The organism is Cobetia sp. 4B, assembly GCF_018831605.1.
GTDB lineage: Bacteria > Pseudomonadota > Gammaproteobacteria > Pseudomonadales > Halomonadaceae > Cobetia > Cobetia amphilecti.
Map to the genome: position 1 here is coordinate 65067 of NZ_CP059843.1, position 24832 is coordinate 89898.

General features: G+C 64.0%; 24 protein-coding genes. 13 read left to right on the forward strand and 11 right to left on the reverse strand.

Going from position 1 to position 24832, the window contains the following annotated elements; genetic code table 11:
• The first annotated feature begins 31 nt into the window (after positions 1-31).
• The 3 genes from H2O77_RS00290 to H2O77_RS00300 all read left to right on the forward strand — a co-directional run bounded on the left by H2O77_RS00290 (position 32) and on the right by H2O77_RS00300 (position 3164).
• A complete protein-coding gene (locus tag H2O77_RS00290; protein WP_043331589.1) occupies positions 32-1222 on the forward strand; it encodes an amino acid ABC transporter permease in 1191 nt (396 codons plus the stop codon).
• Between the two features lie 10 nt (positions 1223-1232).
• Entirely contained in the window at positions 1233-2357 is a 1125-nt protein-coding gene (locus H2O77_RS00295) for an amino acid ABC transporter permease (protein ID WP_043331588.1), read from the forward strand.
• Positions 2358-2435: 78 nt separating this feature from the next.
• The gene (locus H2O77_RS00300) at positions 2436-3164 is read left to right on the forward strand and encodes an amino acid ABC transporter ATP-binding protein (RefSeq protein ID WP_043331784.1); all 729 of its coding nucleotides are present in this window, start codon (positions 2436-2438) and stop codon (positions 3162-3164) included.
• A gap of 143 nt (positions 3165-3307) precedes the next feature.
• Here the strand turns inward: H2O77_RS00300 and H2O77_RS00305 are convergent, their stop codons facing one another.
• Positions 3308-3856, reverse strand: coding sequence for a hypothetical protein (locus tag H2O77_RS00305; RefSeq protein ID WP_215823672.1), 549 nt, complete (start codon positions 3854-3856; stop codon positions 3308-3310).
• A 335-nt stretch (positions 3857-4191) separates the two neighbouring features.
• On the opposite strand from H2O77_RS00305, the gene H2O77_RS17825 reads away from it, so the two are divergent.
• Positions 4192-6135 carry a methyl-accepting chemotaxis protein gene (locus tag H2O77_RS17825; RefSeq protein ID WP_240548658.1) on the forward strand — a complete coding sequence of 648 codons (1944 nt, stop codon included), beginning with the start codon at positions 4192-4194 and terminating at the stop codon, positions 6133-6135.
• A gap of 255 nt (positions 6136-6390) precedes the next feature.
• Positions 6391-6819: a host attachment protein gene (locus tag H2O77_RS00315; protein WP_043331587.1), complete on the forward strand. Its 429-nt coding sequence runs from the start codon at positions 6391-6393 to the stop codon at positions 6817-6819.
• Positions 6820-6965: 146 nt separating this feature from the next.
• Here the strand turns inward: H2O77_RS00315 and H2O77_RS00320 are convergent, their stop codons facing one another.
• The gene (locus H2O77_RS00320; RefSeq protein WP_107335730.1) at positions 6966-7913 is read right to left on the reverse strand and encodes a LysR family transcriptional regulator; all 948 of its coding nucleotides are present in this window, start codon (positions 7911-7913) and stop codon (positions 6966-6968) included.
• A 286-nt stretch (positions 7914-8199) separates the two neighbouring features.
• On the opposite strand from H2O77_RS00320, the gene H2O77_RS00325 reads away from it, so the two are divergent.
• Positions 8200-8976 carry a ferredoxin--NADP reductase gene (locus H2O77_RS00325; RefSeq protein WP_043331585.1) on the forward strand — a complete coding sequence of 259 codons (777 nt, stop codon included), beginning with the start codon at positions 8200-8202 and terminating at the stop codon, positions 8974-8976.
• A gap of 162 nt (positions 8977-9138) precedes the next feature.
• Here the strand turns inward: H2O77_RS00325 and glnK are convergent, their stop codons facing one another.
• From glnK to H2O77_RS00340, 3 genes are all read right to left on the reverse strand, one after another.
• Positions 9139-9477, reverse strand: coding sequence for a P-II family nitrogen regulator (gene glnK, locus H2O77_RS00330; RefSeq protein ID WP_024951507.1), 339 nt, complete (start codon positions 9475-9477; stop codon positions 9139-9141).
• A gap of 149 nt (positions 9478-9626) precedes the next feature.
• Complete coding sequence (locus tag H2O77_RS00335) at positions 9627-10874, reverse strand: ammonium transporter (RefSeq protein ID WP_043331583.1); 1248 nt, start codon at positions 10872-10874, stop codon at positions 9627-9629.
• Positions 10875-10905: 31 nt separating this feature from the next.
• Positions 10906-11244 (reverse strand): P-II family nitrogen regulator, encoded by a 339-nt coding sequence (locus H2O77_RS00340; RefSeq protein ID WP_043331582.1) that lies wholly within the window; start codon positions 11242-11244, stop codon positions 10906-10908.
• 437 nt (positions 11245-11681) lie between these two features.
• On the opposite strand from H2O77_RS00340, the gene H2O77_RS00345 reads away from it, so the two are divergent.
• Positions 11682-12056: an accessory factor UbiK family protein gene (locus H2O77_RS00345; RefSeq protein WP_215823673.1), complete on the forward strand. Its 375-nt coding sequence runs from the start codon at positions 11682-11684 to the stop codon at positions 12054-12056.
• Between the two features lie 94 nt (positions 12057-12150).
• On the opposite strand, the gene H2O77_RS00350 is transcribed toward H2O77_RS00345, so the two are convergent.
• Positions 12151-12429, reverse strand: a complete 279-nt coding sequence (locus tag H2O77_RS00350) for a hypothetical protein (RefSeq protein ID WP_043331581.1) — start codon at positions 12427-12429, stop codon at positions 12151-12153.
• 1164 nt (positions 12430-13593) lie between these two features.
• Here H2O77_RS00350 and H2O77_RS00355 point away from each other — a divergent pair.
• Positions 13594-15138 (forward strand): YifB family Mg chelatase-like AAA ATPase, encoded by a 1545-nt coding sequence (locus H2O77_RS00355; protein ID WP_131431108.1) that lies wholly within the window; start codon positions 13594-13596, stop codon positions 15136-15138.
• Between the two features lie 33 nt (positions 15139-15171).
• Here the strand turns inward: H2O77_RS00355 and H2O77_RS00360 are convergent, their stop codons facing one another.
• The 4 genes from H2O77_RS00360 to H2O77_RS00375 form a co-directional block, all read right to left on the reverse strand.
• Complete coding sequence (locus H2O77_RS00360) at positions 15172-16257, reverse strand: DUF4105 domain-containing protein (RefSeq protein ID WP_215823674.1); 1086 nt, start codon at positions 16255-16257, stop codon at positions 15172-15174.
• A gap of 24 nt (positions 16258-16281) precedes the next feature.
• A complete protein-coding gene (locus H2O77_RS00365) occupies positions 16282-17433 on the reverse strand; it encodes an aminotransferase class I/II-fold pyridoxal phosphate-dependent enzyme (RefSeq protein ID WP_215823675.1) in 1152 nt (383 codons plus the stop codon).
• 98 nt (positions 17434-17531) lie between these two features.
• A complete protein-coding gene (locus tag H2O77_RS00370) occupies positions 17532-18059 on the reverse strand; it encodes a hypothetical protein (RefSeq protein ID WP_215823676.1) in 528 nt (175 codons plus the stop codon).
• The gene (locus tag H2O77_RS00375) at positions 18056-18994 is read right to left on the reverse strand and encodes an alpha/beta hydrolase (protein ID WP_240548769.1); all 939 of its coding nucleotides are present in this window, start codon (positions 18992-18994) and stop codon (positions 18056-18058) included. Before H2O77_RS00375 ends, H2O77_RS00370 begins: the two co-directional genes overlap by 4 nt.
• 462 nt (positions 18995-19456) lie before the next feature.
• Here H2O77_RS00375 and H2O77_RS00380 point away from each other — a divergent pair, with 462 nt between their 5' ends.
• Positions 19457-21637, forward strand: a complete 2181-nt coding sequence (locus tag H2O77_RS00380; protein ID WP_215823677.1) for a malate synthase G — start codon at positions 19457-19459, stop codon at positions 21635-21637.
• 197 nt (positions 21638-21834) lie between these two features.
• On the forward strand, positions 21835-22251 hold the full coding sequence (locus H2O77_RS00385) for a PaaI family thioesterase (RefSeq protein ID WP_043336979.1): 417 nt from the start codon (positions 21835-21837) through the stop codon (positions 22249-22251).
• A 38-nt stretch (positions 22252-22289) separates the two neighbouring features.
• On the opposite strand, the gene H2O77_RS00390 is transcribed toward H2O77_RS00385, so the two are convergent.
• Positions 22290-22709 carry a DUF423 domain-containing protein gene (locus tag H2O77_RS00390; protein WP_043336980.1) on the reverse strand — a complete coding sequence of 140 codons (420 nt, stop codon included), beginning with the start codon at positions 22707-22709 and terminating at the stop codon, positions 22290-22292.
• Between the two features lie 99 nt (positions 22710-22808).
• Between H2O77_RS00390 and thiS the strand changes: the two genes are divergently transcribed.
• The 3 genes from thiS (at position 22809) to trmB (ending at position 24822) form a co-directional block, all read left to right on the forward strand.
• Positions 22809-23009, forward strand: a complete 201-nt coding sequence (thiS, locus tag H2O77_RS00395) for a sulfur carrier protein ThiS (RefSeq protein WP_215823678.1) — start codon at positions 22809-22811, stop codon at positions 23007-23009.
• A gap of 79 nt (positions 23010-23088) precedes the next feature.
• Positions 23089-23922: a thiazole synthase gene (locus H2O77_RS00400; RefSeq protein ID WP_052384900.1), complete on the forward strand. Its 834-nt coding sequence runs from the start codon at positions 23089-23091 to the stop codon at positions 23920-23922.
• A gap of 60 nt (positions 23923-23982) precedes the next feature.
• The gene (gene trmB, locus H2O77_RS00405; RefSeq protein ID WP_215823679.1) at positions 23983-24822 is read left to right on the forward strand and encodes a tRNA (guanosine(46)-N7)-methyltransferase TrmB; all 840 of its coding nucleotides are present in this window, start codon (positions 23983-23985) and stop codon (positions 24820-24822) included.
• Positions 24823-24832: the final 10 nt, after the last annotated feature.

Consider the following 24832-nt stretch of genomic DNA (forward strand, 5'->3'; position numbering starts at 1 on the left):
GTCGCATAGCTTTCCGGCGGAGATTGCCTGTATGACACAACCTGCTTCTCGCCCGCCGGCCACGGTCAAGCCGCCATTCTGGCGTGACCCGGCCAAGCGGGCACTGATCTTCCAGCTATTGATGCTGGCAGGCGTGTTCGGTGTGTTGGCGATCATCGTCAGCAATACCCTGACCAACCTCGAAAGCCGTGGCATCACCACCGGCTTTGCCTTTCTGGACAACACCGCAGGCTTTGGCATCCTGCAGAGCCTGATCGACTATTCCGAGCAATCCACCTATGGCGATACCTTCATCGTCGGCCTGCTCAATACCTTGTTGATATCCGCACTGGGTGTCATCGCCGCGACCGTGATCGGCTTCGTCATGGGGGTCGCGCGTCTGTCCCCCAACTGGCTGATCTCGCGGCTGGCGGCGGTCTATATCGAAGTCTTCCGCAACATCCCGCTGCTGCTGCAGATCTTCTTCTGGTATTTCGCCGTCCTGAGAACCCTGCCGAGTCCGCGTGGCTCGCTGTCGCTGGGCGAGGCGTTCTTCCTCAACGTGCGCGGTCTGTTCGTGCCGGCTCCCATCACTTCCAGCGGTTTCTCGGTGGTGATTGCGGTGTTCGTGCTGGCCGTCGTCGCCAGCGGCATCTTCAGCTACTGGAACCGCCAGCGTCAGGCCCGTACCGGTCAGCGCCTGCCGGCGGGCTGGATCTCGCTCGGTCTGATCATCGTGGCGCCGCTGCTGGCCTACTTCGCGATGGGCATGCCGCTGAGCTGGGAGCTGCCGGAACTCAAGGGCTTCAACTTCCGTGGCGGCATCACGGTCGTCCCCGAGTTCCTCGCCCTGTGGGTCGCGCTGTCGGTCTATACCGCTGCCTTCATCGCCGAGATCGTGCGTTCCGGCATCGAAGCGGTACCGCACGGCCAGACCGAAGCGTCACGGGCGCTGTCGCTGTCCGGTGGCATGACACTGCGTCTGGTGGTGGTGCCGCAGGCGCTGCGCGTCATCATCCCGCCGCTGACCAGCCAGTACCTGAACCTGATCAAGAACTCGTCGCTGGCTACGGCCATCGGCTATCCCGATCTGGTCTCGGTCTTCGCGGGTACCACGCTCAACCAGACCGGTCAGGCCATCGAGGTGATCGCCATGACGATGCTGGTCTATCTGACCATCAGTCTGCTGGTCTCCATGTTCATGAACTGGTTCAACGCCCGCATGGCGTTGGTCGAGCGCTGAGGGTCTGCCCATGTCGATTGAAAAGACCCTGTCACGGGTCACCGAGAAGATGATCGATTCCCGTCCGGCGCCGAGCGACAGCATCGGCGCGGTGGCCTGGTTGCGCAGCAATCTGTTCGCCGGACCGATCAATACGCTGTTCACGCTGTTCGCGCTGTATCTGGTCTATCTGCTGGTGGTGCCCAGCCTGCAGTGGGCGCTGATCGATGCCAGCTGGAGCGGCACCTCACGAGAGGACTGCACGGGGGAGGGCGCCTGCTGGGTCTTCATCAGTGCGCGTCTCGATCAGTTCATCTACGGCTTCTACCCGAGCGAGGAAACCTGGCGGGTCGATATCGTCTTCGCCGTCTTTGCGGCCCTGATCGCCTGGCTGGCGATTCCGAAGCTGCCGGCCAAGGGCTGGGTCGCCATCGTCAGCCTGGCGGTGTTCCCCTTCATCGCCTACTTCCTGCTGCATGGCGGCAGCTTCGGCCTCGAGATCGTCGGTACCCACGAGTGGGGCGGTCTGATGCTGACACTGGTGCTGGCGGTGGTGGGTATCGTGGCGGCACTGCCGCTGGGGATCCTGCTGGCGCTGGGGCGTCGCTCCGAGATGCCGATCGTGAAGAGCATCTGTGTGGTGTTCATCGAGTTCTGGCGCGGTGTGCCGCTCATCACGGTGCTGTTCATGGCCTCGGTGATGCTGCCGCTGTTCGTGCCTGGCGAGGTCAATCTCGACAAGCTGGTGCGCGCGCTGATCGGCATCACCCTGTTCCAGAGTGCCTACATGGCGGAAGTGGTGCGTGGTGGCCTGCAGGCGATCCCGAAGGGACAGACCGAGGCCGGCATGGCGCTGGGGCTGGGCTACTGGCGCAACATGGGGCTGATCGTGCTGCCCCAGGCGCTCAAGCTGATGATTCCCGGCATCGTGAACACCTTCATCGCCCTGTTCAAGGACACCTCGCTGGTACTGATCATCGGGCTCTTCGATCTGCTCGCCATCGTGCAGGCCGGTCTCGCCGACCCCAAATGGCTGGGCTACTCCATCGAGGGCTACGCCTTCGTGGCGCTGGTCTTCTGGGTCTTCTGCTTCAGCATGTCGCGCTACAGCCAGTATCTCGAGCGCCTGCTGCATACCGGTCACAAGAAGCGCTGATCACGGCGCCAAGGAATCTTCATCATGACAACGACAACATCCGCCTCGCAGGGCAACATCGGCGCCGATGAGCGCCCGATGATCGAGCTCAAGGGCCTCAACAAGTGGTACGGCGACTTCCACGTGCTGCGTGACATCAACCTGAGCGTGCGCAAGGGCGAACGTATCGTCATCTGTGGCCCTTCGGGCTCCGGCAAGTCGACGATGATCCGCTGCATCAATCATCTCGAGGAGCATCAGGAAGGCGATATCGTGGTCAACGGCATGCCGCTGACCCAGGACATCAAGCAGATCGAGGCGATCCGTCGCAACGTCGGCATGGTGTTCCAGCACTTCAACCTGTTCCCGCATCTGACGGTGCTGGAGAACTGCTGTCTGGCGCCGATCTGGGTGCAGAAGCGACCGCGCCGCGAGGCGGAGGCCGAAGCCATGAAGTACCTGGAGCGCGTGCGTATCGCCGATCAGGCCCACAAGTTCCCCGGCCAGCTGTCCGGCGGCCAGCAGCAGCGTGTCGCGATCGCGCGCTCGCTGTGTCTGAGCCCGGAAGTGATGCTGTTCGATGAGCCGACCTCGGCGCTGGACCCGGAGATGATCAAGGAAGTGCTGGATGTCATGGTCGAACTGGCCAATGAAGGCATGACCATGCTGTGCGTGACCCACGAGATGGGCTTCGCCAAGACCGTCGCCGACCGCGTCATCTTCATGGATCAGGGCCAGATCATCGAAGAGAACGCGCCGGAACCGTTCTTCAACAATCCGCAGTCCGAGCGGACCCAGCTGTTCCTCAGCCAGATTCTGGGGCATTGAGGCCACGGACTGATCGGATGCTGTAAGCCGAAAAAGACAACGCCCCGCGTGATTTCCATCACGCGGGGCGTTTTCGTGTGTGAGCCGAAAGGCAATCAGTGGGTGCTCACTATCAACTCATTCCGCTGAATAAAGAGGCTCGCCTAGAGGCTGGGCTCGGTGCGGCGTACTTCGCTGCTGTTGGTGTCTGGCAGCTCTTCATCGCTGCCCAGGCTTGGCTCCTGCGGCTTGGCCGCGGCCTTGGGCGAGGCAGCGGCAGGTGTATCGGCAGATGTCGCCGTCGCCGCTGTGGCAGCGGGGGCTTCTTCGCCTTCGCGCGGCCAGGTGACGCTGCGTGGCTTGCCGACCCAGCTGTCGTCATTGTCGTGCACCGCCGGACGGCGCGAGATGGAGCGCGTCACCAGCGCCGCGGCATCCAGGGTGTGGTCGCCCCCGCGAATGCTCAGCAGGTGATGCGGCGCCATCAGCAACTCGAACAGCAGGCGCGTCATCACGAAGGCCAGCAGGAAGCCGCCGACACCCTGCGCCAGTACCGGCCACTGCGCGACCAGCGAATTGTCAGGCCCGATGGGCGTCAAGTGCTGCAGCGTCCAGCCACTGGCAGCCGCCAGCAATCCCAGCTGCAGCATCAGGTGAGCGGTGACCAGCACGCGCCGGGGCAGCGGGCGGCGCATCAGGAGCAGATTGCGCATCGAAACTTCTCCGAGAAAAGACCACAGGATGAGGGGAGCGGTGGCAGACGGGCAGGCGGCACCCCGCGTTGGGCGGATGTTAGCACGCACTTCGCCATCGACGTCATGTCCGGGAGTCGCGACGCCAGTGTCGGTTCCGGCAACGATGGAGGAGCGTTGCATGTGGCTGGCGGGGTAAAGGAAAGGCCGGGCATGCCGATACAGAGGGCGGCACGTACCGATGATGACGCCGGTACACCGCATGCCTGCATGCCTTGCCACCGAGGGGCAGACCGACGCGCTTTGCGCTGGCGCCCCCGGCCCCCTTCCCGATGGATTTGAACCAAGGAGTGGCGATGTTTGCCTCGTTACGTGCGCGCATCACGTTAGCCTGTGTGGCGATAGTGCTGGTGGCGCTGGTGGTCGTCAGCAGCCTGAATGCCTGGACCACGTTTCGCAATACGCATGCCGATGAGAGCGACTACCAGCAACAGTTGCTGAGATCGAACGCCGCCCAGCTGAGCCAGTGGTTCAGCGTGCATATCAACGCGGTGAGTGGCATCGCGGCCAATAGCCTCGAGAACTTCCCCGATGCCGCCTTGACCCAGGCGATGAAGCAGGGCGACTTCAGCAAGACCTATGTCGGCTTCCCGGATGGTCGTTTCCGTTACTTCGATGGGCGCCCGGGGCGGGCAGGTTATGACCCGCGCCAACGTGGCTGGTATCAGGCGGCGGTGGCGACCGGCAAGCCCGTCATCACGGCGCCCTATGTCGGTGCCACCAGTGGCGAACTGGAAATCAGTGTGGCGGCGCCGGTCTATCGCGGCTCACGGCTGGTCGCCGTGGTCAGTGGTGATCTGCCGCTGGCGTTCATCACCCGAACGGTCGCCGAACTCTCGCCGACGCCCAACAGCTTCGCCTTCCTGATCGACGATACCGGCACGCTGATCGCCCACCCGGATGATGCCCTGGTGCTCAAGCCGATGAGTGCACTCGCATCGGCCCTGACGCCCGAGACCCTGGCCAGCAGCAATCGCCTGGTGGCCGCTGGCCAGTCGGCACTGGTGGTCGATATCCAGCAGCGTGATTACCGCATGTTCAGTGCCGAGCTGGATTCGGCAGGGCTGGGAGACACCGGTTGGCGTCTGGCGCTGGCCCTGGATGTGGCCGACTCGGATGCACCGCTTTATGCCCAGCTGTGGACCACGCTGGCCATGACGCTGCTGGTGTTGCTGGGGGCGGCCGCCGTGATGTCGTGGATCGCCAGCCGCAGTCTGCGCGGCCTGGCACTGGTGCGTGATGCGCTGGTGGATATCGCTGCAGGCGAGGGCGATCTCACGCGGCGCATTCAAGTCAGCGGGCGTGATGAAGTCGCCGAGATCGGCAATGCCTTCAATCGCTTCGTCTCGACCCTCAATGGCGTGCTCAGCGAGATTCGTCTCGCCAGTGGTGCGGTGCAGACCGCCGCCGCCGAGATCAGCCAGGGCAGTCAGGATCTGTCGTCACGTACCGAGCAGGCGGCGGCCAATCTGCAGGAAACCTCGGCCTCGATGGAGCAGATTTCCGGCACCGTCGCCCAGTCCGCGGACTCCGCACATGAAGCTGACGGGCTGGCCAAGTCGGCCAGTGAGGTCGCGCGTCGCGGCGGCGAGGTGATCGGAGAGGTCGTCACCACCATGCAGGGCATCGATGACGACTCGCGCAAGATCACCGAGATCGTCAGTGTCATGGACTCCATCGCCTTCCAGACCAACCTGCTGGCATTGAATGCCTCCGTCGAGGCGGCCCGCGCCGGCGAGCAGGGACGTGGCTTCGCGGTGGTGGCCGGTGAGGTACGTACCCTCGCCCAGCGCTCTTCCGAGGCCTCGCGGGAAATCGCCACGCTGATCAGCTCCGCCAACGAGCGCACGCGCAATGGTGCCGAACAGGTCAGGGTGGCCGGCAGCACCATGAACGAGATCGTCGCCAGCGTCATGCGTGTCAGTGAGGTGATCGGCGAGATCAGCCATGCCACCCAGGAGCAGAATCACGGTGTCGGACAGGTCTCCAGCGCCGTGGCCGAGCTGGACCAGGTGACACAGCAGAATGCGGCGCTGGTGGAGGAATCCGCCGCGGCAGCGGATGCGCTCTCCGAGCAGTCGGCGCGTCTGGCCGAGATGGTGGGCCGCTTCCGTCTGGATGGCCCTGCACAGCCGCCCGCAATGGCGCCGCGCAGCGCAGGCACCCTGGCCTCACAGGGCTCCAGTCCCCGCGCTGCCAGACCCGTCGCATCGGAGGAGCTGGATTGGCAAGCCTGGTAAGGCCGTCAGCACGCGGGCCTGTCAGTCGCGAGTGACAGGCATCAGACGCCAGGGCCGCCCTTCGGGGCGGCCCTGGCGTTTTTGGTTGTCTGCTTTCCTTTCGACCTTCAAGCGTCGGGCTGGCGGGGTGGTGTACGGGAAATGAGCGGCAAGGGTTGAATGTGCGCAAGGGTGCCAGCATGTAGTCAATTGAAAGCGAAGCGATGATCGTCATTCTTCATCAACGACGCCTCACGAGAGACAGGGAGTGTGTAAATGGTTACTTACATCGTTGCTGCCGACGCCGCACGTGCACGTATCTTTGCCCGTGCCGCTGGCAAGGTCACCGAAGTGGAAAGTCTCGTACATCCTGAAAGCCGCCAGCATACCGGTGACCTGAGAACCGGTGGCAAGGGTGAATCCAGCGGCGGGCACGGCAGCCTGCATCAGACTGGCGATGATGGCGCGACCTCCGACAAGCATCAGGACTTCTTCGCCAAGGAAGTCGCGCAATACCTCAAGCAGACGGCCAATGACGGCAAGTTCGATCAGCTGATCATCGCCGCCGCGCCCAAGTTCCTGGGGGCGCTGCGCGACAAGCTCGACAAGCCGGTCGCCAAGCTGGTGACGGAAACCGTCGACAAGGACCTCTCCCATGAGAGCGCTGATGAGATCAAGGCACGTTTCACCGGCTTGACTCACTGATCACTCCCCCGTCATGCAGAGACCAGGACGCCGCCAGCGGAAACGCTGGCGGCGTCTGTGTGTGAGTGCTCGCTATTCTTGTGAGCCTCATGACGTGAGGAAATAGTGCCATCAGGCTCGGTTGCTGAAGGCCGTGCATGTGCGAATCACGGCACCTGCGGCAGGATGATCTCGTCACTGCGTGAGGCGCTGCCGCTCAGGTTGCGGCAACCGGCGACGAATTCGCGCATCGCCTGGGTGATGAAGCGATCACGATGGTGGACGAAGCGATAGGCGCGCGTCAGCTCCAGCCATGGAGTGGGCAGCTCGACGAGGCTGCCGCGCCGAAAGGCATCTCTCAGCGCGAGGCGCGAGATGCAGCCGATGCCGAGCCCCGCTTCCACGGCACGCTTGATGGCTTCGGTGTGTTCCAGCTCCAGCATGATGTCGAGGCGCTGGGAGACGCTGGTCGAAGGCCCGTCCAGATGTGGGCGCAATGCCTGCTCGAAGGTGCCGCGTGTGCCGGAGCCACGCTCGCGCATGATCCAGCGTGCCGCCAGCAGGCGCTCAAGCGTGACCTCGCCCTGTGCCAGCGGGTGTGACGGCGCACAGAAGATGCTCAGCCGATCACTGACCCAGTGGGTCGCCTCCAGCAGCGGGTGCTCCACCTCGCCCTCCACCAGCCCGATATCCAGTTCGAAGTGCACCAGCTTGTCGATCAGCTGATGGGTATTGTGCACGTGCAGCTCGACGCGGCTGGCGGGGTGATGGTGCAGAAAGTCACCGATGATCTGAGGCGCCAGATAGTTGCCGATGGTCAGCGTCGCGCCGATCTCCAGCGAGCCGGTGGCGTCCTGCTGACCGAGCAGCTGCTCCAGCTCCTCGGCCTGGTCCAGCAGCGCGATCGCCTTGGGCAGCAGCTCACGCCCCAGGCCATTGAGCCGCAGGCGCTTGCCATGGCGATCGAACAGCCGGCAATCGAACTGACGCTCCAGCTCGGCCAGTGCCGTACTGGCCGCTGATTGCGACATGGCCAGACTGTCGGCGGCCAGCGAGACATTGTCATGCCGCGCGACCGCCACGAAGACGGCCAGCTGGCGAAGGCTGTAGCGCATTCGACCTCCCGGGGCATGCAGTGAAGGGGCAGAGATGAGGAGGCGAAAGTGAACGCAACGCAGGATTCGCCGTCAGAGCGGGCGGTCCCTGCACGATCAAGGTTGAAATGCGATTCATTCGCAACCAATATTGGTAAACTAGATAACCTATATCCAGATAAACCATTTAACGCATAACCCTACAGTGACTACAATCGCTGCATAGTTCATTGGGTCATAAGCTGTTATTTGTTTATGCCAATAGAGAATATCGAATTCGAGGGGCCACGCCCCGGGAGGCCATCAGGTGAGCAGTCTGACCACAACCGAAGTCATCGACGTCCATCACTGGAACGATTCGCTGTTCAGCTTCCGCACTCAGCGTGAAGACAGCCTGCGCTTCAAGAACGGCCAGTTCGTGATGATCGGCCTGGAAGTCGAAGGCAAGCCGCTGATGCGCGCCTACTCGATCGCCAGCCCGAACTACGAGGAGCACCTCGAGTTCTTCTCCATCAAGGTGCAGGACGGCCCGCTGACCTCACGCCTGCAGCACCTGCAGCCGGGCGATCAGATCATGGTCTCTCGCAAGCCGACAGGCACGCTGGTACTGGACGATCTGCTGCCGGGCGAGAACCTCTACCTGTTCTCCACCGGCACTGGCCTGGCGCCGTTCCTGAGCGTCATCCAGGACCCGGAAACCTATGAGCGCTATGACAAGATCATCCTGATGCACGGCGTGCGCCATGTCTCCGAGCTGGCCTATGCCGACATGATCGCGGAAGAGCTGCCCAAGCACGAGTATCTGGGCGAAGAGATCGCCGAGAAGCTGATCTACTACCCGACCGTGACGCGCGAGGAGTTCCGCAACCAGGGCCGCATCACGGATCTGGTCGAGAACGGCAAGCTGTTCGAGGACATCGGCCTGCCGCCGCTGGACCCGAAGCGTGATCGCGCCATGATCTGCGGCAGCCCGGCGATGCTCGACGACATCAGCGCCATGCTGGATGCGCGCGGCTTCGCCATCTCGCCGAAGATGGGCGTGCCGGGTGACTATGTGATCGAGCGTGCCTTCGTCGAGAAGTAAGCTTGTCGAGCAGTGAGGCTCAGCAGAGCATGACCCGCGAGCATCACGCATGAATGGCAAGTGCTGAAACGAAAAAAACCGCAGGCCGATGGCCTGCGGTTTTTTTGTGCTCATGTCACCCGTCGGGGCAGCACGTCAGTGCCAGGGGCTTGCGCCAGAGGCTCAGACGGCGTCCTTGCCGGTCTCGCCGGTACGGATGCGAATGACCTGCTCCAGCGGCGAGACGAAGATCTTGCCGTCGCCGATCTTGCCGGTGTTGGCGACATTGGTGATCGCCTCGATCACGGAATCGATCATGGCGTCATCCACCGCGACTTCCAGCTTCACCTTGGGAAGGAAGTCGACCACGTACTCGGCACCCCGATACAGCTCGGTGTGGCCCTTCTGGCGGCCGAATCCCTTGACCTCGGTCACGGTGATACCCTGCACGCCAATCTCCGACAGGGATTCGCGCACGTCGTCGAGCTTGAATGGCTTGATGATGGCAGTGACCAGTTTCATCGTGTCTCTCCTTGGGTGATGGTGCGGGTAACGAGGCCTGCTCGTCACGCCGGTCTCTGACTCAAGCATACACCGCTTATCCAGTCAGGAAAAAAGACTCCCGCCAGGTGGCGGGAGTCTTGATGCTGCAGGTGCTGTCGCGTCCAGGTTTACTTGCGGCTGGAGGTGAATTCCGGATAGGCCTCCATACCACATTCGGCCAGATCCACACCTTCGTACTCTTCTTCCTCGCTGACGCGAATCCCCATGATGGCCTTGATGATCAGCCACACCACGAAGCTTGCGATGAACACCCAGGCGAAGATGGAGGCGGCGCCCAGCAGCTGTGCGGAGAAGGTGGCATCGTCATTGGTCAGCGGCACGGCCAGCAGACCCCAGAGACCGACCACACCGTGCACGGAGATGGCGCCGACCGGATCATCGATCTTCAGCTTGTCGAGACCGACGATGGAGAACACGACCAGCAGACCGCCGACGGCACCGATCAGGGTGGCAGCACCGACGCTCGGTGCCAGCGGACCCGCAGTGATGGCGACCAGGCCAGCCAGCGCGCCGTTGAGGGCCATGGTCAGGTCAGCCTTGCGGAACCACAGACGGGCGAGGATCAGCGCGGCGATGACACCACCACAGGCAGCGGCATTGGTGTTGACGAAGACCTGAGCGACCGCGTTGGCCTCATCGATGTTGGACAGCACCAGCTCGGAGCCGCCGTTGAAGCCCAACCATCCCAGCCACAGGATGAAGGTACCCAGCGTGGCCAGCGGCAGGTTGGCGCCCGGGATGGCATTGATCTCGCCGTTCTTGCCGTACTTGCCCTTGCGAGCGCCCAGCAGCAGCACGCCTGCCAGGGCGGCGGAAGCGCCGGCCATGTGCACGATGCCGGAACCGGCGAAGTCGCTGAAGCCCGCTGCGCTCAGGAAGCCGCCACCCCAGGTCCAGTAACCCTGCACCGGGTAGATGACGCCGGTCATGACTACGGCGAAGGCCAGGAAGGCCCACAGCTTCATGCGCTCGGCGACCGCACCGGAGACGATGGACATGGCGGTAGCCACGAACACCACCTGGAAGAAGAAGTCGGAACGTGCGCTGTAGTAGATGTCGCCACCGGAAGCGAGCGCTTCCTCAGCGGTATTCTCGGCACCGATCAGGAAGCCCAGGCTCGGCAGGAAGCCGCCTTCGGCGCTCGAGTACATGATGTGGTAACCGACGACCATGTACATGGTGCAGGCGATGGCGAACAGCGCCACGTTCTTGGTCAGGATCTCGGTGGTGTTCTTGGCGCGGACCAGACCGGCCTCGAGCATGGCAAAGCCGGCTGCCATCCATAGCACCAGGGCGCCACAGACCAGGAAGTAGAAGGTATCAAGTGCGTACTTGACCTCGATGATCTCGTTCATGCGGGGTTCTCCTTGTTATTGTGCGCGGGGCTCAGACAGCGTCGGCGCCGCGTTCACCGGTGCGGATACGGATGACATCATCCAGCGGAGTGACGAACAGCTTGCCGTCGCCGATCTTGCCGCTGTTGGCCGCCTGGGTGATGGCGTCCAGTACCGATTCCACACTGCTGTCATCGACAGCCACTTCAATCTTGACCTTGGGAAGGAAGTCGACGACGTACTCGGCACCGCGATACAGCTCGGTGTGCCCCTTCTGACGTCCGAAGCCCTTCACTTCGGTGACGGTAATCCCCTGCACGCCGTTGTCGGCCAGTGCTTCTCGCACGTCGTCCAACTTGAAGGGTTTGATGATGGCGGTGATCAGTTTCATGTGCTGCCCCCGTTCGCTACCGGAATGATCATTCTTGTTAAGCATGGCCAGTCAGATGAGCTGGCGGCCTGTTCCTGACAAGTGCATCGCACGAGATGTGCCATGCGGCTGAAAATCCTTGTAACTCATCTGGTTATCGCAGGTTGGCTGACAGTCTTTCGGCCTGTGCAAAGATGGCTGAATCCGAAGGTCACCTGGCATGCACCGTAATGGTGCTGTTTCTGCGCCTTTGGGTGTGGGGGCAAGTGCTAATGTGGTGCAGGTGTGTGCCTGCCGATGAGGATTGTCTGGTGCAGGACGATGCGGGGCATGCACCCGACTCCAGGGTTGCGTATCCTTGCAGCAGGACACGACGGCCCCATGTACAGGGGTGTCATCATTTTCTGACCGGCAGTCCGCACGACGCGGTTGCCGGCCCGCAACGGCTGAGGTGCAGCATGTTCAAGAATGACGTCATCGGGCGTATGGCCCAGCAGATCGGTGAGCGCCTGCAGGATGCCTCGCATGGCCCGGAAGAGCTGCAGAAGTCCGTGCAAGGGGTGATGCGCGGTGCCTTCGACCGCATGGAACTGGTCTCGCGTGAAGACTTCGACATCATGATGGATGTGCTGACGCGTACGCGCAGCCGCGTCGAGTCGCTGGAAAAGCAGGTCATCGCCCTCGAGGCACTGCTGGAAAAGCAGGGGCTGGTAGCGGGCAACGCGCCGGCTGCCGAGCCCGTCACGCCAGTGGATGACGAGGGGGAAGCCGCGGTAGCGAAGCGTGAAGCCGCCAGTCACGCCGCGGAAATCGAGCGCCAGCGCGACGCCTGATCCCGTCAGGTGACGGCTGAACCAAAACCGCCACGCCCTTTCGGGGCGTGGCGGTTTTTTGCGTCATGGGCGCCGCTGATTCTGAGGAGCGGCCTCAGGCAGTCTGGGGACGAGTGCCCAGCATCCAGCGCACCAGACCTACCACTGAGGCGATGATCCAGAAGATCTCGATCACGAAGCTGGCGAGGTTGAAATTGATGCACAGGCTGATCAACAGCAGGATCGCCCCGCTCAGATTCATCAGGTTGTAGGTCAGGCTGCGGGCATCGAGTCTGCCGATCTGCAGCAGGAAGAAGGCGCCGACGACCAGAGTGGTGCCTAGCATGCCGATCACATCCGCCAGGGATGCCAGCGGGGCAAGCATGTCTTGCATGGGTAGTGCTCCTGAAACAAGCCGAAGTCGTCCTGAATGGCTGGCCCTTTCCGTGGGTTGGACGATTCTCTGCCGCGCAGCGGCGGCGTTCCGTGAGACAGCTTGGCGGTCATCCCGGCAAGGCCGGGACAACCGATCAAATATACAGCAGTCCCCGTCCGGCGGCACTCTTGTGGCTCTCTCGAGGGCGCTATCGCCCCTGTATGAGCACTTTCTTGGTGCAGGCAGGTCTCGAGCTGGTCTCACACCTTGCCCATGTGACGAATGGTGGCGCTGAAAGGCGCCAAAACAGGCGCTTTTGCGTGGAAAATGCTGCCAAAACCGCTACTTTTAACTCGCCGCGAGCGTTTGTCGGCAATGCTGGCAGCGTAAGCATCATGCCGGTGAGTGATCGCAGCGTCAGCACCTGGGCGCGCCGCTGTGGGTGAAGCTGAATGGCAGCCGCAGCCTCAGGGCACCAGACGCTCTCAATCACCAGGCAGCAATAAGCCGTCACCCAGCGCCAGGCCCTCAGGCGCCAACCCCCGGCATCAACGACCCGATGCTCGTGCAAAGTCCTCGAACGCAGCGCATGCACCTTCTCTGACTCCTTTCCGCCAGGCGCCTCATGAGCTCCTCTGGCTCAATCTGATCTCTGACATGGCTTTCATCACTCGACTGAGTCGATCGTCGAAGTACCCTGCCTGCAGTTATTGAGTTTAATTTCTGTTTGTTGGTGCCTGTGAGTTGAGATCGGGCTGTGGGTGTCCTGGTCCGACGTTGGCTCGCTTGATCATCGATGGCATCAGTGCCTCGAATGATGAAGTTTTGAGCGCTCAAGAAATGTCCACACGCAATGATTATGTAATCTTATCCACAGCCTGTCTGTTTGTTACGTATCCAGTAATTGCGCGAGTCTGGGGCGTAAGGAAATTTACGTTATAGACGCGAGAATCGTCACCTGAACACGTATTTCCAGGCGGCGCATGGCAGTGTCGTGGGGGTATGCGAAGCCTTGCGGCAATTGTCGAGCGCCCGAGCGTTGAGGCGCTCGCCTTCTGGGGAGTATGAGGTTTGCCATGCTGGGAGGGTTGGCAGCGGTGTGTGCCTTCGCGCTCATGGCAGGCCAGTGCCTGCTCCGATTGCGCCGTGCAACTGAGAGGCGGCATCACGCAGGGAAGGCTCATGTCATTGGCAATGTTGCGCACGCGCGCGTCACTTGGTCTCGAGGCACCGGAAGTTCAGGTGGAGGTACACCTTTCCAACGGCTTGCCGGGGCTGTCCATCGTCGGCTTGCCGGAAGCGGCGGTGAAGGAGAGCCGCGAGCGGGTGCGCAGTGCGCTGCTCAATGCCGGGTTCGAGTTTCCGGCGCGACGCATCACTCTCAATCTGGCGCCAGCGGACCTCCCCAAGGAAGGCGGACGCTTCGATCTGCCCATCGCGCTGGGGATTCTGGTCGCCTCAGGGCAGATACCGGAAGAGGCCGTGGCAGCGATGGAGTGCCTCGGCGAGCTGGCGCTGGATGGCAGCATCCGTGCCGTGACCGGCGTGCTGCCAGCCGCACTCTGCTGTCGCAAGGCGGGGCGGACGCTGGTGGTGCCGCGCGGCAATGCCGACGAGGCGGCACTCGCCGAGGAGTTGGAAGTACTGGCGGTGGGCCATCTGCTGGAGCTGGTGGCTCACCTGCTGGGGCGCGAGCGCCTCACGCCGCATGTGTGTTCGATCATTCCCCAGGCGCGCCTGCCGGAGCCCGACCTGAGCGAGGTGCGTGGCCAGCATCAGGCACGCAGGGCATTGGAGATCGCCGCGGCCGGCGGCCACAACCTGCTGTTCGCTGGTCCGCCGGGCACCGGCAAGACGATGCTGGCCAGTCGCCTGTCCGGCATCTTGCCGCCATTGGGCGAAGGTGAGGCGCTGGAAGTCGCGGCGGTGCGTTCGGTATGTGGTCTGCCGATCATGGAGCGCTGGGGTCAGCGGCCTTTCCGCGCCCCGCACCACACGGCCAGTGGGGTCGCGCTGGTGGGAGGTGGCTCCAAGCCGCGTCCGGGCGAGGTGTCGCTGGCGCATCATGGCGTGCTGTTTCTGGATGAGCTGGCGGAGTTCGACCGTGGCGTGCTGGAAGTGATGCGCGAGCCGCTGGAGAGTGGCCGTATCCTGATCTCGCGCGCCAGCCATCAACGCCGTTTCCCGGCGCGCTTCCAGCTGGTCGCGGCGATGAACCCCTGCCCCTGTGGCTACCTCGGTGACAGCCGCCGCAATTGCAGCTGCACCCCGGCGCAGATCCAGCGCTATCAGGCGCGTCTGTCCGGCCCGTTGCTGGACCGCATCGACCTGCAGGTCGAGGTGCCGGGCCTGCCCGCCGAGGAGCTGACGTCCGCCACTCCCGGCGAGGCCTCGGCCGGCGTGCGCGAACGAGTGCTGGCCGCTCGCGCGCGCCAATTGGCACGCGGCGGCCTGAATGCTCATCTGGATACCCACGCGCTGGAAGCCGCCTGTCAGCTGGAAGACGGCGAGCGCCAGTGGCTGGCCGGTGTGCTGTCACGCCTCAATCTCTCGGCGCGCGCCTATCACCGGGTGCTGCGTGTCGCGCTGACACTGAGTGATCTGATCGACCAGGACGGTGTGCAGCGGCCGCAGCTGATGGAGGCCATCGGCTATCGCCAGCTGGACCGCATGATGGGCAGGGATCCGGCTCGCCCGGGCGCCGGTGCCCAGCAGCGCAGCGCCTGATGCCGGGGGGCAGGACGTCAGCCCTGCACGGGCTCAGTAGGAGGGTCTGTCCGCGCCGGGAATGCCCTCACGAATCAGACGTGAGAAGTCGCCGTCCGGATGCTCGTCGGCGGCGATGGCGGCGGGATTGATCAGGCTGCTGGCCTTGAGTTCCGCGAAGGGCGCAGCGTCACTCAGGGCGTCCTGGTCCGCGACATATTCCGGCAGATAACCGGAGAGCAGCAGACGGTAGTCCAGCGGCAGACCGTCAGTCAGGCGCGTCATCATCGCGTAGACGAGGGTGGTGCAGTTGCTGGTGGCGGTGTTGTAGAAGCGTGGCTGAGTGCGCAATGTCTCGGCTTCGTCGACGTAGGCCAGCAACAGCTCGCGGATCATCTCGCGCGGCATCTGCACCCGATAGAGGTGTACCTGCTCGCCGCGCACGTTGCTGCGCACGCGGATGATGTCGCGTTCGTCGGCGGCGATCACCGCCAGTTCGTACTGCTTGAACATGCCGCCGAGGGTCGAGAACTGCTCGGTGCGCTCCTTGCGGATCTCCACCGAGAAGGTCAGATAGCGACCATCGGCAAAGCCGAAGCTGACCAGCGTATGGGCGATCTGCGGGCCCATCCAGTGACTGGTCAGCAGGTCCACCGAGGTCAGCTCCTCCAGCGGATAGTCGCGGCTTTCCCAGCGCGGCGTGTAATCCTCGGCGCTGTGCCACACGAAGTTGCGTACCTGCTCGAGATGCAGCACTTCACCCTGCGTGGCAGCCTCGGTCCTGGCGCTTGCCGGCGATGCCTCGTGCCGTGCTGGCGTGACCACCTGCCCCTCGACCAGATGTGCCACCTCCGGCGCCCAGTCGCGGTCCGCCCGTGGCGTGATGCTGGCCCACCAGGCAAGGCTTGCGACCAGCAGCATCAGGTAGCTGCCCATCAGCCGCCATCGCATCGCGCTGGCCTGCGGCCACCACAGGACAATCACGCACACGAGGCCCAGCACCGCTGCGAGAGCAGCCACGGTGGTGCGCAGCCCTTCCGGCCCCGGCAGGCGGAACCACAGTGCGGGCACCAGCCAGAGGCTCGCGCCCACCACGGCGAGGCTGCTCAAGGCGCGGGCCGCGAGGCTGACCAGCGTCATCGCGAGGCCCTCACGATAAATCGTTCATGAACGGCGCTCTTCGGCGATGGCCTGCTCGAGACGCGCCAGACGGCCCGGCACCAGGCTGTCCTCGAGTGTCGAGATGCGCAGGATATGGCCAAGTGAAGGATGCGGGGAGCGAGTGATCAGCACGCCCTGAGCCATCAGTTGCTGCTGCACCTGCGCTGCCAGCTCGGCGCTCTTGAGGCGCACGCAGAGGAAGTTGGTCGCGCTGGGCAGCACTTCCGCGCCCAGCGAGCGCAGGTGCTCGGCGAGACGGTCGCGACAGTCGATCACGCCGGCGACGTGCGCTGCCGCCTCTTCAGGGTGCGCCAGCAGCAGCTCACCTGCCGCCATTGCCGGGGCGCTGACCGCGAAGTGAATCCGCACCTTGGTCAGCATGGCGACATCGTCAGGCTCGGCGATCATGAAGCCGAGACGCAGGCCCGCCAGCCCATAGGCCTTGGAGAAGGTACGCAGGCGGAAGGTGCGTGCCATCGGCGCATGGTCGGCGTGGGCGGCGTCCGGGCGGAAGTCGTGATAGGCCTCGTCCAGCAGCAGGCTGCAGTTATCCGGCAGGGCGTCGCGCAGAGCGCGCACATCGGCGTCAGAATGCAGGTGGCCGCTGGGGTTATCGGGGTTGGCGAGATAGACGACGCGGGCCTCATGCTGCCTTGCCGCGGCGAGCAGCGCCGCGAGGTCCGGTGCCAGTCGCGACGATGAGGCGTCATCGGCCGTGGCGAAGCTCTCGCTGTAGGGCACCTCGATGACCTCGGCACCCAGCCCGCGGGCGAAGTACGCCAGGGTCGGATAGGTGCCGGCGCTGGTGATCACGCGCTCGCCCGCACAGACGGTGGCGCGCATCACCAGTGCCAGCAGGCTGTCGGCACCGGCGTCGACCAGCAGGTTCTCGTAGGCGACTCCCAGGCGCTCAGCCAGTTGCTGGCGCAGTTGCCAGGCATCGGCGTCGGCATAGCTGCGGCTCAGGTCGGCCAGGGCAGTGCCCAGCGTGCCGCCCAGCGTGTGGTGCGGCATGTCGAGCCCTTCGTTGGAGCCATACTGATATGGCAGCGCGTGTCCCAGTCTGCGTTCCAGCGCCTTGATGCCGGGGAACGGGTTATGCGGCCCATCCTGATAGAGGTGGGCAAGAAAGCGACGGGGACTGGCGGTGGTCATGTTGGCTCCGGAAAAGCAGAAAACGGTAAAGGGTGAATCAGGGGTGGCGGGGACCTCGGCGCAGCTGGGCGCAAGACTCAGGACTCAGGGCTCACAGCTCAGGGCGCAGGGTGATTGCGCGCCAGCGACTCGAGGGCCGCCTGGTCGAAGGCACCGCTCAGGGTGAAGGTGCGCGTCTCATTGCGCTCGGCACTGGCGCTGCGGACCAGCGTCAGCTGCAGCTGATACGGCTGCAGCGTGCGGTCTGACAGGGTCAGTGCGACGCCACTGGCCTCGAGAGTGGTCTCGAGACGCCACTGGCGGCTGTCGACGGCGGGGCGGTCAGTGCTCCAGTTGAGCACCTGAGGCCCGTTCTTGAGCGCCAGCAGTGCGCGGGTCAGCGCCTCGTTCAGCGCGCCCGGGTTGGCCTGCAGCGTGGCATCCACCTCGGGCGGCGCGAGCAGCAATACCTGTTGCTCTAGCGGGGGTGTCCAGGGCTGCTCGGCGATCAGGCGCGCCGCGCTCTGGCCGAGACCATAGATGGGGTCGCGTTCGGCACGCGGCACCTGGTCCAGGCTCATGCAGCCCGCCAGCGTGGAGAGTAGCAGGGTCGCGGCCAGCATGCGCTGGCGATGCATGGCCATCATGCCGTGCGCCCCTGCTGCGGCAGGTCTGACGGGCGCTGCGACAGGGCATCGAGGAAGGCGTCCAGCTCGGCAAACAGCTCCTGGCGAATCGGCTCGGCTTCATTGACCAGATGGTGCTGGGCCTCGGGATGGCGGTAGATGCGCGCATTGGGGAACTTGCTGGCCAGTACGCCGAGATTCCACTGCCAATCGACGGTGGTGTCCTGCTCGCCCTGCAGGATCAGGGTCGGCAGTGAGCAAGGGGGCAGGGCGCGCAGACGGGGAATCCACTCCCGCATCGCCGTTACCCACTTCACCGCGAGGCGATCGGCCTGCAGCGGATCATTGGTGCTGAGAAACTCGTAGAAGGCCACGTCATTGGTATTCGCGCGGTACTTGCGTGGAATGGAATCGATAAAGGGGCGCGCCATGCTGTGCAGCCAGCGTGACTGCGACCAGCCCCACGGCCGCACCAGCGGTGCGAGCAGGGCGATACCCTGCCAGCGCGATTCATCGCCACGCATCAGGGCGTCGGTAGCCAGCACCGAGCCGCCGGTGCTCTGGCCGATGCCGAACCACGGGTGCGGCGCCAGGCTGTGGTCTTCCAGGTAATCCTGGAAGGCCTGCAGGCAGCCGACATAGTCGCCGAAGTCATCGATGGAGGCGGGCTCGCCGGATGACAGGCCATGGCCCGGCAGGTCCCACAAGGCGACCTGCCAGCCGTTGCGCAGCAGGTGCGCCAGCAGATGGCGATAGAGGGCGAGGTGATCGAAGTAGCCGTGGACCACGAAGACGGTGCCGCGCGGCTTGCGCGGTGTCCACAGCTGGGCCCACAGGCGAAAGCCTCCGGCCTCCAGGTGGCCGGCATGCACGGCGATGTCCTCGCTGCGCAGCGCATCGAGACCATAATGGCCCAGGTAACGCTCCAGTGGACTGGACGTCTGGCCCGGCAGCATGTCAGGCAGGCGGATAAAGGGGCCGTGGTCGAGCAGTTCACTGAAATCGGGCATGGTCATCTCCATAATGCTGCCATGCTAGCGGCTGGCGCGGCTGCGAGCTACACAAAGAACAGTGTTTCTTCACTGTTTTCCCCGCCTGTCGCCGAGCAACAACAGCGACGCGGAATCAACGCTGGGCGGGTAATCGGGCTCCATGAGCTTGTTCATTGGTCATAGCAGTCCTTTCGCCGGCCTCGCCATCGGGTATGGTGATGGGATTCGTCCCCGCCGGGCAGGTGACAGCGTCTTCCTGCCCGGCACCTCGATGGCTCACGCTGGTCGGGCAGTCGCGCGTCAGCAGTCGCGTCAAACGCCGCGCCAGTGAGTGCCGTCTGGCGAAAATCCTTTTGAACACCACTGCTTGCAGTGTTGTCAGCCGTTGAGGGTTTCCAGCGATTCGTTTTCAGGGAGAGCAAACGCATGACCGACCGTATTCAACTTCAGCGCCTGGCCATCGACGCCAGCCTGCACCGCTTCATCGAGCAGGAAGCGCTGCCGGGCACAGGGATCGCGCCGGAGACCTTCTGGGCGGGTGTCGATTCACTGCTGCACGAACTGGCGCCGCGCAACCGCGAACTGCTGGCGACCCGCGAGCAGCTGCAGAGCGAGATCGATGCCTGGCACCGCGAGCATCCGGGCAAGGTAGACCTCGAGGCCTACAAGGCATTTCTGCACAGGATCGGCTATCTGCTGCCGGAGCCGAATACGGTCGAAGCCAGCACCGCCTTCGTGGATAGCGAGATCTGCCAGCAGGCCGGCCCGCAGCTGGTGGTACCGGTGATGAATGCCCGCTACGCCCTGAATGCCGCCAATGCGCGCTGGGGCTCCCTCTATGATGCGCTCTACGGCACCGACGCGATCAGCGAGGAAGATGGCGCCGAGCGTGGCAAGGACTACAACCCGGCGCGCGGGGCCAAGGTCGTCGCCTATGCGCGCCAGGTGCTGGATACCATCGCGCCGCTGGCCGGTGGTAGTCACCACGACAGCGAAGGCTACACGATTCGTGATGGTCATCTGCTGGTGCGTGCCGGAGGACGTGACCTCAGCCTCAAGTCGCCGGAACGCTTCCTCGGTTATCGCGGCGATGAAAGCGCGCCGAGCGCGATCATCTTCGCCCACAACGGCCTGCACGCCGAGCTCGTGATCGATGCCGAGCACCCCATCGGCAAGACCGACCCCGCCAATGTCAGTGACCTGATCATGGAGGCCGCGCTCTCCACCATCATGGACTGCGAGGACTCGGTAGCCGCCGTCGATGCCGAAGACAAGGTGACGGTCTATCGCAACTGGCTGGGCCTGATGAAGGGCGATCTGACCGAGACGCTGGAGAAGAATGGCCGCAGCATGACGCGCAAGCTGAATGCGGACCGCGAATACACCGGCGCCGATGGCACCACGCGCGTGCTGCATGGTCGCTCGCTGATGCTGATTCGCAACGTCGGTCATCTGATGACCAACCCGGCCATCCTGCTCGAGGACGGCAGCGAAACGCCGGAAGGCATCATGGATGCCATCTTCACCAGCCTGATCGCGCTGCACGACCTCAAGGGCGACAAGCAGGCCCGCGGCGGCATCTGCAACTCGCGCACCGGCTCCGTCTACATCGTCAAGCCCAAGATGCATGGCCCCGAGGAAGTCGCCTTCGCCGATGAGCTGTTCGCGCGGGTCGAGCAGCTGCTGGGGCTGCCGGACTCCACGCTCAAGATGGGCATCATGGATGAGGAGCGCCGCACCACCGTCAACCTCAAGGCCTGCATCGCGGCCGCCAGTTCCCGCGTGGCCTTCATCAACACCGGCTTCCTGGACCGCACCGGTGACGAGATGCACACCTCGATGGAAGCCGGCCCGATGCTGCGCAAGGGCGACATGAAGGGCGCCGCCTGGATTCAGGCCTACGAGAAATGGAACGTGGATGTCGGCCTGGAATGTGGTCTGCGGGGCCGCGCCCAGATCGGCAAGGGCATGTGGGCCATGCCCGACCTGATGGCCGCGATGCTCGAACAGAAGATCGGCCACCCGCGCGCCGGTGCCAACACCGCCTGGGTGCCGTCACCGACCGCCGCCGTGCTGCATGCGCTGCACTATCATCAGGTCTCGGTGAAGGACGTGCAGCATGATCTGCTCAGCCGTCCGCGTGCCAGCCTCGATGACCTGCTGACCATCCCGCTGGAGCTCGACCCCCAGTGGAGTGCCGAGGAGATCCAGGCCGAGCTGGACAACAATGCCCAGGGGATCCTCGGTTATGTGGTGCGCTGGATCGATCACGGCACCGGCTGCTCCAAGGTGCCGGACATCCACGATGTCGGCCTGATGGAAGACCGCGCCACGCTGCGCATCTCCAGCCAGCACATCGCCAACTGGCTGCATCACGGCATCGTCGACAGCGCTCAGGTGCAGGACACGCTGGAGCGCATGGCCGGCGTGGTGGACCGCCAGAATGCCGCGGACCCCAGCTATCAGGCGATGACGGATGACCTCGAGGGCTCCATCGCCTTCCAGGCCGCCTGCGAGCTGGTCTTCCAGGGTCGCGTGCAGCCAAGCGGCTACACCGAGCCGGTCCTGCATCGCCGTCGTCTCGAGAAAAAGCAGCAGGCGCGCTGATCGCAGGGCGGCTGGCTTGAGGAAACACTGAGCACGACAACGGCGACCTTGGGTCGCCGTTGTCGTCTGTCGCCGAGCAGGAATTGCCCGGCCACTATTTTGCCAGGCGCATGTTTCCCGAGGCCGCATTTGCCGCTAGCCTTGCCCCAGAAACCGCGTAACCGCGCGATCGGACCCAGTGTGTCGAGGAGAATGTCATGCCCGTGATGAGCGCCGCCGCCATCGAGGATTTCCTCGATGAAGTCTTCCCCCAGCGTCTGGGTACCATCGAGGCCGTCGGCGATCGCTGGGCGACCATGGGGCTGGCCATCGAGGACGAGCACTTGCGTCCCGGCAGCTGTGTGTCCGGACCGACGATGATGGCGCTGGCGGATGTCTGCCTGTATGTCGCGATTCTCGGCGAGATCGGCCCGGAGCCGATGGCCGTCACCAGTGACCTCAGCATCCACTTCCTGCGTCGCGCGCGCGGCGACCGCGACCTGATGGCCACCGCGCGTATCCGCAAGCTGGGCCGGCGACTGGCCGTCGGCGAGATCGAGCTTTTCAGCCACGGTGATACGGACCCGGTCGCCATCGTGACCGCGACCTATACCTTGCCGGACAGCGATGACTGACTCCGGAACGGTCGTGGGCAACGCCGTGGGCCAGCCCGCTACAGCTTGTTGATATCCTTCTCTTCGCTGCCGCGCTGACGCCAGCCGGTGACGGCCAGGCTCAGCCAGCCGGCGATCAGCAGCAGGCCGCCGATGGGCGTGATGATGCCCAGCTGGGTGCGCGCCGTGGTCGCCAGGGCATACAGCGACCCCGAGAACATCAGGATGCCTGCGGCCCACAGCCCCAGCGTCAGCATCTGGCCGCGCAGCGGCTGCACCGAGCGCCAGGCGAGTACCCCGACCGCCGCCAGCACGTGCCACATCTGATAGCGGACGCCGGTCTCGAACACGCGCAGCATGTCCGCGCTCAGGGTGCCGCGCAGACCATGACTGGCGAAGGCACCCAGCGCGACGGTGGACATGCCGGCCAGTCCCATGGCCAGCCACCAGTGGCGGGAGTGGGAGTCGTTGTGACGCATAGACAATAATTCCTTGAGGGCAGGTGGCGCGGCACGATGTGCCTACGCCTGTCCACGTAAAGCCGCTACAATAGCGGCCTCTTTTCGCGGGAGGACAGCATGCAGATACAGCTCAACGGTGAAGACCACGTGGTAGCGGACGCCACGACGATTGCCGCTCTGGTCGAGAGTCTCGGTCTTCAGGGCCGCCGACTGGCAGTGGAACGCAATGAAGACATCGTGCCACGTAGCGCGCACGCCGACACCCGTCTGCATGCCGGTGACCGCATCGAGATCGTCCATGCCATCGGTGGTGGCTGATCCGTCCTGTTTCCAGGATTGACACTTTTCACTACTCGCTCGCGCTCAGCGCGTTCACGTCCAGCTCGATGAGGTCATCATGACAGACAGTTCTGCCCCGACATTGAACAACCCCGTCACCCAGGTCGCCGGCGACAGCCCGTTGATCGTCGCCGGTCGCGAGTTCTCCTCGCGCCTGCTGGTCGGTACCGGCAAGTACAAGGACATGGACGAGACACGCTCCGCCATCGAGACGTCCGGCGCGGAAGTGGTCACCTTTGCGGTCCGCCGTACCAACCTGGGTCAGAACGCTGACGAGCCGAACCTGCTCGACGTGCTGTCACCGGATCGCTATACCTTCCTGCCCAACACCGCCGGCTGCTACAACGCGCGTGACGCGGTGCGTACCTGCAAGCTGGCCCGTGAACTGCTGGATGGCCACAACCTGGTCAAGCTGGAAGTGCTGGGCGATCAGGACACGCTGTATCCCAATATCGTCGAGACGCTCAAGGCCGCTGAAGAGCTGGTCGCCGATGGCTTCGACGTGATGGTGTATACCTCCGACGACCCCATCGTCGCGCGCCAGCTCGAGGAAATCGGCTGCTGCGCCATCATGCCGCTGGGCTCGCTGATCGGTTCCGGCCTCGGCATTCTCAACCCGCACACCCTATCGCTGATCATCGAGCGCGCCAATGTGCCGGTGCTGGTCGATGCCGGTCTGGGTACGGCGTCAGAAGCCGCCTTCGCCATGGAACTGGGCTGTGATGGCGTGCTGATGAACAGCGCCATCGCCCACGCACGCCAGCCGCTGTTGATGGCAGATGCCATGCGTCAGGCCGTGATTTCCGGCCGTGGCGCCTTCCTGGCCGGCCGCATGCCGACGCGCCTGACGGCACGTGCTTCTTCACCGGGCGCTGGCCTGATCACCGGCTGAGCCCTGAAACATTCGAATCCGATGCTTGCGCATCGTTCATGCAAAGACCAAGACGACCCCATGACTGACGAGACTTCCAAGCCGCAGGACGACACGTCCACTTCTGCTCCCGCTGACGACGCGCAGCAAGAAAGTGTGCAGAACGAGAGCGCGCAGCCCGAGAGCGTGCAGACCGAAAGCGCGCCAGCGACCCCTTCCGTTGCCGATGAAGCCGTCGCCCGCAAGCGTGGCATCAAGAGCTACGTGATTCGTGGTGGCCGCATGACCCAGGCCCAGACCCGCGGGCTCGAAGAGGTCTTCCCGCGCCTTGGCCTGCGTCACGAGCAGGGCGAGCTGGATCTCGAAGCGCTGTTCGGGCGTCGGGCACCGCTGGTGATCGAAGTCGGCTTCGGCATGGGCAAGTCACTGTGTGAACAGGCGCAGGCCAACCCGGGCACCGACTTCATCGGCATCGAAGTGCACGCGCCGGGCGTCGGCAAGCTGCTGGATGATGTCGACAAGCTGGGCCTGACCAACCTGCGTGTCTATCGTCACGACGCGCTGGAAGTGCTGGCGGATTGCGTGCCGGCCGGTTGCGCCGACACCTTCCAGCTGTTCTTCCCGGACCCGTGGCCGAAGAAGAAGCACCACAAGCGTCGTATCGTTCAGCCGGCCTTCGTCGAGCTGGTGCGTCGTGTGCTCAAGCCGGGCGGCCACTTCCACATGGCGACCGACTGGGCCAACTACGCCGAAGCGATGGCGGAAGAGATGGCCGAAGCACCGGGCTTTGCCAACACCGCTCCGGCGGAAACCGCACCCTACGTGCCGCGTCCGGACTTCCGTCCGCTGACCAAGTTCGAACAGCGCGGCGAGCGTCTCGGCCACGGCGTGTGGGACCTGATCTTCGTCAAGCAGGACTGATCAGCGCCTC